The organism is Hyphomonas pacifica (genome assembly GCF_000682675.1).
GTDB lineage: Bacteria > Pseudomonadota > Alphaproteobacteria > Caulobacterales > Hyphomonadaceae > Hyphomonas > Hyphomonas pacifica.
In genome coordinates, this window is the sequence record NZ_AWFA01000001.1 from 104,083 (window position 1) to 116,208 (window position 12,126).

Here is a 12,126-nt window from a genome sequence, read left to right on the forward strand (position 1 = left end):
AACCTTGAGGCTCCCGCCCTTGCGGACGGCTCAGAATTCCGGCGTATCGTCATCCGGTTCCGGCTCAGTCAGGCCTTCCGCTTCGACATCGCGTGGGCGCAGCTCAACCGGTCCGCCATCCATGGCTTCCGATTGCGCCGCTTCTGCTTCCGGAGACATAGGCTCTGGCTCTTCATCCGTCACAACCGGCTCATCGGACGCTTCGCCAAACCGCTCCTGCGCACCTTCCAGGAAGGTGTCGAAGTCATCTCCGTCAGCGGCATCACGCTCCGGCGCCATATCCACCTGCTGATCGGAGATCTCATCAGATTCCGGACCGGTTTCCGGTGCAGCTGGCAAATCAGGTAAAGGCTCCGGCTCAGGAGCTGGCTGGTTTTGGGGCGGTTGCGACGGTGCGGGCTGTGGCTCTGACGCGCCCAGCACACAGGCGGCGAGGCCCTGGCTGCGCACCACGCGCATGCGCGCCTGCAGCGTGCCGGCCCGGCGGCTCACATATGACCCCGGCGGGTCGACCCGCCATTTGTTCGGACTCGGCAGAACGGCTGCCAGCAAGGCCGCCTCACGCTCGGTCAGGTCCGCCGCAGATTTGCCAAAGCGCGCCTGCGCGGCTGCTTCAGCACCAAACAGGCCATCGCCCCATTCGGCAACATTCAGATAGACTTCCATGACCCGGGCCTTGCCCCAGAACTGGTCGATGAAAACGCCCAACCACATGTCGCCGAGCTTGCGTGGCACACCGCCACCATTCCACAGGAAGACATTCTTCGCGGTCTGCTGCGTGATCGTGGAGGCTCCGCGCGTGCCCTTGCCTTCGCGGCGCTCTTCAAGAGCTTTCTCGATGGCTTCCATATCGATGCCGTCATGCCCGCAAAATCGCGTATCTTCTGCGGCGATCACGGCACGGACAAGATGCGGCGAAATCCGGCTGAGCGGTACGGCATCCCGCCGCACTGTCTCTCCGCCTGCGGCACGCTGCATCATCAGCACAGTTCCCGGCACCGGCAACCAGATCAGCGCGAGGGCATAGACGTGGAACGCAACGAAAATGCCCGCCAATATGCGCGCGGTCCATGTCAGAAAGGTCAGAAACCCGCTCATCAATCCATCATCCATTCGGCCAGAACGCCCGGATCGGTCTCCCGATCCATCCAGGCCGCCTTTTCTTCAGCAAATCGGGCGGCATCAAGGCGCGCCAGCGCCCACACCGCCGCCCCCCGTACAACAGGCGCCTCATCCCGCAGCAGAGGCAACAGACTGGAAATCAGCCACCCCTCTCCCGAATTGCCGATCGCGATGCAGACATTGCGCACAAATCTGTCGCGCCCGATCCGCTTGATGGGGCTGCCGGAAAACACTTCCCGGAACCCCGCATCCTCCAGCGCGGCCAGTTCATCAAGGCCCGGCACTTTCAGTTCGGCGCGCGCATGAAACGCCGCTTCACTGGCTGCCTCGGCGAACTTGTTCCATGGACAGATGGCGAGGCAGTCATCGCAGCCATAGATGCGATTGCCCATGGCCGCGCGAAACTCCTGCGGAATGGGCCCGGAATGCTCAATCGTAAGATACGAAATACACCTCCGCGCATCCAGCGTGTAGGGGGCAGGGAAAGCGTTTGTCGGGCAGATATCCTGACAGGCCCGGCAGCTGCCGCAATGATCCGTCTCCGGCAGATCAGGCTCCAGCTCTGCTGCCGTCAGCATCACGCCCAGAAAGAACCATGACCCTAGTTCGCGGCTGACCAGATTGGTATGCTTGCCCTGCCAGCCAAGCCCGGCCTTGTGCGCCAGCGGCTTTTCCATCAAAGGCGCAGTGTCGACAAACACTTTCACCTCCGCGCCACTCTCAGCCACGAATTCACGGGCAAGTTGCTTCAGGCGCTTCTTCAGCGTGTCATGATAATCCCGCCCCCGTGCGTAAACGGATATATTGCCCAACGCCCTGTGTTGCAGCGTCTCCAGCGGATCATGATCTGGCCCGTAATTCAGCGCGACAATGACGGCTGACTTGGCATCCGGCCACATCGCTGTGGGAGCCTTGCGCCGCTCGAGCGTTGTTTCCATCCATTCCATGGAGCCATGGTGCCCTGCCTCGACAAAAGCTTGCAGCCGCTCGCCTGCCTGCCACGGCTCATCCGCGCGGGTGATCGCCACCGCATCGAAGCCAAGAGACCGGGCCAGGTCCTTGACGCGTATGTGCAAGGGATCGGACAAAACTCAAAAATCCAGATCTGCGTAATGCGCCACCGGGCGCACCGCTTTCAGACGGTCTGTCAATAGAGGGCGGAAACTGGGCCGCGATTTCAGCCGAGCATACCATTCCTTGAGGTCAGGCACAGCGTTCCATTCCACATCGCCGAAATAGTCATAGGCAGACAAGTGAGCGGCCGCAGCCAGATCTGCCAGAGAGACTTGTCGTCCGGCCAGGTAGCCATTGATCTCGACCATCCCGTTCAGGAAAGTCAACCGCCCGCGCAGGGCGTGCGCACCCCGTCGCAAACGCGCGGAGTCCGGCTGGCGGTCCCGTCGCACCCATTGCATCACGCGCTCAGTCAGCAGCGTATCGGTGACTTCCTCGCACGCCGCCTCCACCCAGGCCCACAGGCGTCTGGCCTCGGCCCGCTCTGCCGCATCATCCGGCAAAAGCATCGTCCCATCGCCTGTTTCCGCCAGATGCTCACAAATGGCCCGCGTGCCACAGGCGAACATGCGCGGCTCTGTATTCAGGTCCACAATTGCGGGTGCTACTGCACCATGCGCCAGCCTGGAAATGTCCGGATGTGGCGACCAAGGAAGGGATTCCAATGTCTCAAACGCCTCTCCCCTTTCGCCAAGGGCGAGGCGGACCAGCCGGCCGGCCGGATCAAGAGGCCAATGGTAAAGCCGTTTCATGTGCGCACCTTCTCATAGCAGGGCTGAAGACGCTGTTAAATTCATATGTGCCGGGTACTTTTGGTTTTTTCCGGCTTGTGTTTCAACTGAAAGAATATTCCAGAGACAACAGGATTATTGATATGAGATTTTCTCGATTTGGCGCTACTCTGTTAGGCGCTGCCTCGGTTATTGCCCTTGCTGCCTGCGGAAATGATACGAGCGGTGCCAAGGCCAGCCTGACGCCCACACCGGTCGTTCTGCCTGTCAGCCAGCAGACACCGCCTGCCGGCCAGCTGCCAGCGGGAGTGACCCCGACAGCTTACCGCCTGGATCTGAAGACAGACCCACGGGAAATAGGCTTCTCCGGGACAGTCGAGATTGATGTTGACCTCAATGCCCCGCACAGCCGGATCTGGCTGCACTCTGTTGATCAGGACATCTTGCTTGCGCAGGCTGTTCTGGCTGATGGCACAATCATTCCAGCGACCTTTACAGGGGATCAGGCCCCGGGCGGTGTCTCGCGCCTGGACTTTGAAAATCCCCTGCCAGTCGGCAAGGTGACGCTGGAGCTGGATTATACCGCACCTTACAATATGGGCCTCGCCGGTCTCTATAAAGCGGTTCAGTCCGACACGGATTATCTGGCGACCCAGATGGAACCTATCGACGCCCGTCGCATGCTTCCCTCTTTTGACGAGCCGCGCTTCAAGACTCCCTGGACCGTAACCGTCACTGCACCGGCTGGCATGGCCGTGGTTGCCAACGGGGCAGAGACAGAAACGAAAGAACTGGGTGATGGCTGGACCCGTCACACCTTTGCCACCACCCGCCCGATCCAGAGCTACCTGCTGGCGCTTGCCGTCGGCCCCTATGAGATGGTGACCGGCGATCCCATTCCAGCCACGAAACTGCGTAGCGAGCCTGTCCCGCTCCGCGCCTTCGCCCCAATCGGTAAAAGCGCAAAGCTGGCAGGCGCCGTCGATATCACCGATGAGATGGTCCTCTGGCAGGAATCCTATTTCGACTATCCCTACCCCTATGGAAAACTGGACCTTATCGCCGTTCCGGATTTTGCCTATGGTGCCATGGAAAATGCGGGCGCCATCATCTATCGCGAAGCGGCCCTGCTGATTGATGATCAGACCAGCCTCAGCCATCGCCGCGGCATCTATACCACGCATGCGCACGAATTGGGCCACCAATGGTTCGGCAACCTCGTCACGCCGAAATGGTGGAACGACATCTGGCTGAATGAAGCCTTCGCGACATGGATTAGCCTGAAAACCATGAATGGCGTTGATCCGGAAGGCGGTTGGGAACTCGCCCCCATCATGACGGGCCTGACCGCCATGGGAACAGACAGCCTCATTACCGCCCGCCAGATCCGCAACCCGATCAATGCCAATGGCGATATTCTGGATGCGTTTGACGCCATCACCTATCGCAAAGGTGGCAGCGTGCTTAACATGTTCGAGACCTATCTTGGGCAAGACGCCTTCCGGGATGGTATCCGCCTGCACATGCAACGGTTTGCGGACAGTGTCGCCGATGCGGATGACTTCATGCAAAGCCTGGCAGACGGTTCCGGCCAGCCAGGCGTGGTTGATGCATTCACTAGCTATATCAACCAGCCAGGCATTCCTGCACTAGACGTGCAAGTGACCTGTGAAGCCCCGGATGCGGGCCTCATTACGGTCACGCAGAAACGCTATGCACCCCTCGGCTCTCAAATCGACGCGGATGCCCAAACCTGGAACATCCCCTTCGCCGCGCGCGTAAGCAGCCCATCAGGCGATGGCGTTGTACGGCAAATTCTGGTCGGTCAGACTACGGAGATCCCGCTGGATGGCGCTTGCGCAGACTGGGTCATGCCGAATGCGGGTGGCACCGGCTATTGGCGATTTGACACCAATCCTGAAAACCTTGCCGCCCTGACGGAAAACCTCACCACGCTGTCTGGCGGCGAGCAAATCATGTTTGCCGATGCCCTCGCCTCTGGTTTCAAGGCTGGCAAGATCAGCACGCAGAACCTTCTGGATGGGATCGAGGCGACGGTTGACGGACACCCCTATGCCGTCGCCACGGCGGCAGATATAATCCCGACCCTGGACAGCCTGCTGGCCACCGAGGACAAGGCCAGCCTACATGCATGGGTACAGAGTGTTTTCGGCCCGCGGGCAGATCGTCTCGAATCCCAGCAGGCCACAGCGCTGGATCCGAAGGAAATCCTGCTTCGCGACGAACTCTACAGCCTGCTGCTGACTTATGGTGATCGTCCGGAGGAACGTGCTGTTCTGTTGGAACGCGCCAAAGCCTATGTTGGCGTGGATGGAGAGCCTGACCCGAAAGCCATTGCGCCGGAAGACCTCTCTGCCGCAATGATAGTAGGCGTGCAGGAAGGTGGACAGGAATTCTATGACGCAGCCCTTACCTATCTCCAGAACTCCACCAACCAGACCGAACGCGCCACCATCCTGCGCGCTATCGCCAGCGAGAGCGATGAACGCGGTCTGGCAGACATCATGAAAGCTGTTCAGGGCAATGGCTTTTCAGGAAACGAGGTTTACACCGTCATGACAAGCGCGATGTATAATGGAGAGCATCGCGCGACGGCCTGGAGCCTGTTCCAGGCCAGCTTCGACAATGTCCTGCCACTCATTCCGGAAATCCGGAAGCCTCAGATTGCGGGTATAACGGGCAGCTTCTGCACGGCGGAAGAAACCGAAGCGGCCCGTGCCTTCTTCGAATCCCATGCCGATCAGATCCCCGGCTATGAACGGTCCCTGGCCCAGGGGATTGAGCGCAGCCAACTCTGCAGCGCGCTTAAGGCAGAGAGAGCCGAAGACGTGAAAGCCGCCTTCGAAGACAACTGATTTCCGTCCCCTGCCCTTCACTGGGCAGGGGCCCCTCCAAAGGAAAACGGCGCCCGTCACGAGACAGGCGCCGTTTTTGTTTATGAACTGAAGCCTCTAGGTCAACCACGCATGAACTGGCGCACGGCATCCGCTGCCAAAGCAAAGCGCGCAAAGGTCCAGGTCCGGTCCTTGCCCAGTGCCGCCAGTTCCTGCAGCAATACTTTGCGAGCATCACTGCGCTCATCCAGCCACTTATGGGGTCCACCCACTTCCAGCGCCGTCTCTGCCGCCTCGGCCTGCATACGGAGGAGTTCGGAAATCTGCCGACGTCCTGCCACACGATCCCAGTAACCACCCTTCTTCAGGCCCTCACGGGCAGAGGCCCGCAGGCGGTCAATGCGTAGCTGATCACCGATGATGTAAAAGGCTTCTCCCGCTTCTTTCACGCCATAGGGTTTGCCCTCGGCCATATCGACCACCAGCAGGCCTTGCGCGAAATGGCCCATGGCCGATGCCCAGCGTGCCAGATCCTCCGGCGCACCGCGTTTCATCAGCCCACGGGCCGTCCGCTCGATACGCGCCGCCGGGAATGGCGAATGGATAGAGGCGAGGGCTACCTTGAACTCGTTCAACGGTGCTTCGGTCTTGGCAACCATCTCGCCAACATGAAGCGATGGATAGGTTCGCGCAAACCAGACCGCAGCTTCGATCATGGCACTGGAGGCCAGTAGCCTCAGATCTGTCTGCACCTCAGCCGGAACGGTATTGTCTAAGCCATCTACTTCCTTCTGGAAGCTGTCGAAATTCAGTACGGCATGGGCTGCTGCCAGGCCACGTGTGACCGTGGCATTATCTGCATTCGACACTTCCCTCAGGCGCAGCAATGCCACCGGCCCCGCCATGTCAATCACGAGATTGGCAATGATCGTCGCGATAATCTCGCGCTTGAGGCGGTGGTTTTCCATTGCCTCGTCATAGCCATCAATCGGGCTCGGGAAGTATCCCTTCAGCACCTGCTCGAAATACGGATCATCCGGAATGTCCGAGGCGACGATGTCGTCAAATAGCGTGATTTTGGACCAGGCAAGCAGCACGGCCAGTTCCGGCCGTGTCAGGGCATGGCCGTTCTCGGCGCGAACTTTCATCTCTCCCGTATCCGGAAGAACCTCCAGCTCACGGTTCAGAACCCCCCGCCCTTCCAGATAGACCATCAGGCGCTCCAACGCGTCATGGTCATATGTGGCAGTTGCCTCGGCTAGCGTCAGCGCGAAGGTCTGGTTGTAATTGTGGCGTAGCACCAGCGCCGCCACATCATCCGTCATCTCCGCCAGCAACGCGTTGCGGTCTTCTGACTTCAATTGCCCCAGACGGATCGCCTCAGCAGCCAGGATCTTGATGTTCACCTCGTGGTCAGAGGAATCGACCCCGGCGGAGTTGTCGATTGCGTCCGTGTTCACCCGGCCGCCTGCCAGAGCAAACTCGATCCGGGCGGCCTGGGTCATGCCCAGATTGGCCCCTTCCCCGATAACTTTCACCTTCAGGTCATTGGCATCAACACGGATGGCATCATTGGAGCGGTCACCTGCATGGGCGTGGCTCTCATGTGCCGCTTTCACATAGGTGCCAATCCCGCCGAACCAGAGCAGGTCTGCCTGGGATTTCAGCAAGGTGTGGATCAGCTCATCCGGAGTCACGGCGTCCTTGGAAAGGCCCGTCAGCGACTTGATCTGATCCGTCAGATGGATCGACTTCGCACTCCGCTCGAAGACACCGCCGCCTTCAGAAATAAGCGACATATCATAATCGGCCCAGCTTGAACCTGGCGTGTTGAAGAGTCTTTCACGCTCGGAAAGGTTACGCGCAGAATCGTCCGGCTCGGGATCAATAAAGATATGCATGTGATTGAATGCTGCGACCAAGCGGATCTCCGGCGACAGCAGCATGCCATTGCCAAAAACGTCTCCACTCATATCGCCCACACCGATCACCGTGAACGGCTCAGTCTGGATGTCGCGACCCATCTCGCGGAAGTGGCGCTTGACCGCTTCCCAGCCACCGCGTGCGGTAATGCCCATCTTTTTGTGGTCATAGCCTGCAGAGCCACCAGAGGCGAAGGCATCGCCCAGCCAGTGACCCATCTCTTCGCTGATCGCATTGGCAGTGTCAGAGAAGGTCGCAGTGCCCTTGTCCGCCGCAACGACCAAGTACGGGTCTTCTCCGTCCCAGATCACTGTGTCGGCAGGATGCACCAGATCACCATGCACCAGATTGTCCGTGAGCCCCAGAAGGGAGCGGATGAATTCCTTGTACGCATCGCGACCGCTCTCGAACCAGGCATTGCGATCAGACCTGTCAGCCAGCTGCTTGGGATAGAATCCGCCCTTGGAGCCAACCGGCACGATCACCGCATTCTTCACCTGCTGAGCCTTTACGAGGCCAAGGACTTCGGTGCGATAGTCAGACGCCCGGTCAGACCAGCGCAGGCCGCCACGGGCAACCGGGCCGAAGCGCAGATGCACCCCCTCAACTCGGGGGCTGGACATGAAGATTTCCCGATAGGGCTTCGGCTCCGGCAGGTCTTCCAGCTCCCGGCTGGCAATCTTCAGGCTGATGAAGTCATGCGGCTCGCCGTCCTCGCGTGTCTGATAGTAATTCGTTCTCTGCACGGCGGGGATCAAATCTGCCAGACGGCGCAGAACTTGATCATCCGCCAGGGCAGACACATTACGCAGGGCCTCCTCAATGTCAGCTCTCAGTGTCATCGCCTTCTCGGTGCGCGCCTCAAGCGTCATGCCTCGAGAGGGATCAAACCTTGCATCAAACATTTCCAGCAACAGTCGAGCAATCTGCGGATGCGTGGAAAGCGCCGTCTCCTGAACATCCTGTGGCTGCTCCATGCCGCTCTGGCGGCGATAACCTGCCAGCGTGCGGATCAGCGCAGCTTCGCGCCAGTTCATCCCGGCAGACAGGACAAGACGATTAAAGCCATCATTCTCCGCACGTCCGCTCCAGACAGCAACAAAGGCATCTTCCAGCGCCGTGCGAATGTCCTCAATCAGCAACGGCGCACCAGAGGCAGACCGCATCGACAGGTCATGTATCCAGTAGGTTTCCGGAGCATCCTCGACCGGCTTTTCATGTGGGCGTACCGGATATCCCGTCTCGAAGTCGACATAGAGGCCCATCTTCTCAAAGATTGGCACACATGCCGACAGAGGGATGGAACCATTTCGGGCGTAAATCTTGATACGGACCGTATCAGCTTCGGCACTTTCCTCCCGGAAGGCCCGGGCAAGAATTGGGTGGTGCGCTGTCAAATCTGCCATAGCGGCAATGTCCAGCACCGCCTCTTCCGGGCTGAAGGCCTCGCGATAGGCCGCATTGAAAGCACCGATAAAAGACCGCGCGCCCTTGTGCACATCACTGGACAGGTCTGCACCCATCAACGCAGTACGGAATCCCTGATCCCACGTGCGCGCCAGATTCGCAATACGGTCTTCAAGGCTTTGCGTATCAGGCTCAGGGTGTCCCTGGTTCAGCCAGATCTCAAAATGTACCCGCACAAGCGTCTCTGAATCGAAATACGGACGGAAGCGCGTCAGCCGCCCTTTATAAGCTTTCACGAGTTCGTCCGTGATCCTCTGGCGCAGCGCGGTGTCATAGGCTTCCCGTGCGATATAAACAATGGCGGTGACATACCGGTCAAACTGGTCACGCCGGATGAACACACGGGTGCGCGGACGACCGATCAGGTGCAGCGCGCCCATAATGATCGGGCCCAGAACACGCGATTGCGTCTGGAACAACTCATCGCGCGGCCAGGTCTCCAGCAGGTTCGCCAAGGCCTTCTCTGTATGGCCGCCCGGCGTAGCACCAGATGCCTGGATAATCTTGGCGACGCGGCGTCGGATAAACGGAATGGCGCGCGCGGGTTCGTCATAGGCTTCTGCGGTAAATAGTCCCAAAAAGCGCACCTCGCCATTCACCCGTCCTTGTGCGTCATATTTTTTTACGCCTACATAATCACAGGCAACGCGGCGATGCACACGGCTCATAAGCGTGGACTTTGCGACGATCAGCGGGAAAGGTTCAGCCAACAATGCGCCGATCTCGGGCGTCAGCACCAGAGGTTCGGCCTCACGCGACAGGACGTTTAGATCCTCATCGCGCAGCAGGCCCAGATTGGACCCCTCAACCATGATCGGCTCTTCGGGTAGAACATGCCCGTCCGGATCGGTCTCGAATTCATATTCACGGCACCCCAGAAAGACGAAATGCTCCTTGGACAGCCATTTCAGAAACGCCACAGCCTCTTCGCGGTCTGCCGGTTTGAGGTGCTCCAGCTCTGCCACGCGCTCCACTTCGGATTTCATGCGCTGGCGCATGGGTTCAAAATCGTCCACCACAAGCGCATTGTCAGACAGTGCCCGGCGCGCACCAGCCTCAAGACGCTTGGCCTCATCCGCCGTCAGCATTGGCAGGTGCACCTGTATGACGGAAATCATCCGCCCCTGCCCCGTGTGCACAATCGGGTGGAACAAGGTGCGCACTTCAAAGCCCTGCGCAGCGCATTCGCCAAGCAGCGAGTCTACCAGGAACGGCATGTCCGGCCCGACAGCCTCCAGAACAGAGCGGGACAGGCTTCCCTCTGCACCCTGAGCATCCAGCAGAATGCGGACGTCCTGTGTGCCAGGCTCTGCCTGCTCTGCCCAATTCCACAACTCACGCGCCAGGACATTCAAATCCTGGCCGGTCAGGCCACTCAGGTCTTCATGACCTGACTCCCTGTGAATCTGCTCTAATACCTGCTCGACGGGAGCGGCTGGGGCGGTTGTGACTGTCATGGGAAAATGTGCTCGCAAGAGATCTAAACGATGCCCCCTCCCTTACCCTGCGAAACTCATTAGGACAACCGAGAGGTTACAAATGAAACCGGTTTCCATACAATGAAAGGAAAGACGCTTGACTGATAGCTCTATCAGACTAGTAAGGGGGCGCTGGATCATGCCCCACATATAAGCGGACCCGCCGAACGGGGACGTGTCCGGCGGGTCCTACAGGCCGATTCCGCAGGCTGGGTGGGGGGACGCACGCGGAGGGCCTGATTACATAATGTGGTGCTGCGGCACAGAAGAGCAAGCCCTTTGCCAGACCGCAAGGATTACATTTCAGTGATCTCTGAGTCCTGATCTGAAACCCTTGACCCTGAATTGGTTTTCAATTGCCACGAAACCGTAGAATCCTCCACTCGATAACACAGCTTAACTGCTTTCTTCCCCATATGGAGTGACGCCTTTTCCTTGTGGGTTGCCATCTGCTGACAGCAATACTGCAATCCACAAAGTGCTGGATGATTGCGCAAACAGTATCATCATCAACACAGTCAGCGGTGCGGACAGGAACATGCCCGGGATGCCCCATAGGGCGCCCCATATGGCCAGCGACAACAATACCACAAGTGCAGAAAGATTCAGCGATTCGCCCATCATGCGCGGCTGAATGAAATTTCCGATCGAAAATTGCCAGAAACTGACCGTGGCAAATACGATCGCCGCATAGATGTAACTGTCCTGCGGAACCTCACCCGGCACCCAGCCGGGCAGATCTGGCTGCACCAGTGCGAACAATGGCGGCACCAGCGCCGCGACGATTGAGCCTACGGTCGGAATGTAGTTCAGCACAAAGATAAGGGCTGAAAGGAACAGCGCATTCTTGACACCCAGTGCCAGCAGAGAGACATATGTCAGCATGGTGATCAGGGCAGAGATTACGGTCTGAGTCCACAAATAGACCTCAATGCTCTGGCGGGCCTCATCGCCTATCTCTCTCACCTGATGACGGGTTTCAAATCCCGGAAAGATATTATCCAGCTTCCGCGTCCAGGAGGGTTGGGCAAAAAACAGGAAGGCGACATAGATCAAGATCAGCACAAGATCGCCGGAAAGGTCTCCTGTCGCATTGGCAATCGTTGCGAAGAAACGCTGGCCGGTCTCATTGAACAACAGCTCCTGCAGGGTCGGCGCATCCGACATATGCAGCAGGCCATACCCGTCCGCGATCATGTCATTGATCCGGGTTTCATACTCGCCAGCGTCACGCCCGAACTCGGCGATGCCATTAGCCATCAGGGCCAAGAATCCGAAAAAGCCCCCCAAAACAATCAGAATGGCAATGAAGCGCGCCAAGCCGATTTTGATGGTGCGTGACCAATTGTCGATGACAGACGCAAAGCCCTCAATCACCAGGAACAGGAAAACGGCCAGCGCAAACGGGGCAAGAATGCCACGGCCAAAATACAGGAGCGTGATAATCACGCCCGTGGCGATAATCCAGATGCCCGTCTTGGATGCCCTGTCCATGCCCGCTCCCATATGTTGATGCGCAAGGTGATCGCAGCCTGA

General features: G+C 58.8%; 6 protein-coding genes. 1 reads left to right on the forward strand and 5 read right to left on the reverse strand.

Going from position 1 to position 12,126, the window contains the following annotated elements; translation table 11 throughout:
* Positions 1 to 30: 30 nt before the first annotated feature.
* Genes mtgA through HY2_RS00520 form a run of 3 tightly spaced genes read right to left on the reverse strand, consistent with a single transcriptional unit; the run spans position 31 to position 2,888 of the window.
* Positions 31 to 1,098, reverse strand: a complete 1,068-nt coding sequence (mtgA, locus tag HY2_RS17070; protein ID WP_081814855.1) for a monofunctional biosynthetic peptidoglycan transglycosylase — start codon at positions 1,096 to 1,098, stop codon at positions 31 to 33.
* The gene (gene queG / locus HY2_RS00515; RefSeq protein ID WP_051594568.1) at positions 1,098 to 2,210 is read right to left on the reverse strand and encodes a tRNA epoxyqueuosine(34) reductase QueG; all 1,113 of its coding nucleotides are present in this window, start codon (positions 2,208 to 2,210) and stop codon (positions 1,098 to 1,100) included. Before queG ends, mtgA begins: the two co-directional genes overlap by 1 nt.
* A gap of 3 nt (positions 2,211 to 2,213) precedes the next feature.
* Positions 2,214 to 2,888 carry a glutathione S-transferase family protein gene (locus HY2_RS00520; RefSeq protein ID WP_034823596.1) on the reverse strand — a complete coding sequence of 225 codons (675 nt, stop codon included), beginning with the start codon at positions 2,886 to 2,888 and terminating at the stop codon, positions 2,214 to 2,216.
* A gap of 122 nt (positions 2,889 to 3,010) precedes the next feature.
* Here HY2_RS00520 and HY2_RS00525 point away from each other — a divergent pair, with 122 nt between their 5' ends.
* Positions 3,011 to 5,743 carry a M1 family metallopeptidase gene (locus HY2_RS00525; protein WP_034823598.1) on the forward strand — a complete coding sequence of 911 codons (2,733 nt, stop codon included), beginning with the start codon at positions 3,011 to 3,013 and terminating at the stop codon, positions 5,741 to 5,743.
* A 101-nt stretch (positions 5,744 to 5,844) separates the two neighbouring features.
* On the opposite strand, the gene HY2_RS00530 is transcribed toward HY2_RS00525, so the two are convergent.
* Positions 5,845 to 10,569, reverse strand: a complete 4,725-nt coding sequence (locus HY2_RS00530; RefSeq protein WP_034823600.1) for an NAD-glutamate dehydrogenase — start codon at positions 10,567 to 10,569, stop codon at positions 5,845 to 5,847.
* A 417-nt stretch (positions 10,570 to 10,986) separates the two neighbouring features.
* Positions 10,987 to 12,084: an AI-2E family transporter gene (locus HY2_RS00535; protein WP_034823808.1), complete on the reverse strand. Its 1,098-nt coding sequence runs from the start codon at positions 12,082 to 12,084 to the stop codon at positions 10,987 to 10,989.
* Positions 12,085 to 12,126 lie beyond the last annotated feature (42 nt).

Coding starts and splice junctions, on each gene's coding strand:
- mtgA (WP_081814855.1), bottom strand. CDS start 1,098: ATGAGCGGGTTTCTGACCTTTCTGACATGGACCGCGCGCATATTGGCG.
- HY2_RS00520 (WP_034823596.1), bottom strand. CDS start 2,888: ATGAAACGGCTTTACCATTGGCCTCTTGATCCGGCCGGCCGGCTGGTC.
- HY2_RS00525 (WP_034823598.1), top strand. CDS start 3,011: ATGAGATTTTCTCGATTTGGCGCTACTCTGTTAGGCGCTGCCTCGGTT.
- HY2_RS00530 (WP_034823600.1), bottom strand. CDS start 10,569: ATGACAGTCACAACCGCCCCAGCCGCTCCCGTCGAGCAGGTATTAGAG.
- HY2_RS00535 (WP_034823808.1), bottom strand. CDS start 12,084: ATGGACAGGGCATCCAAGACGGGCATCTGGATTATCGCCACGGGCGTG.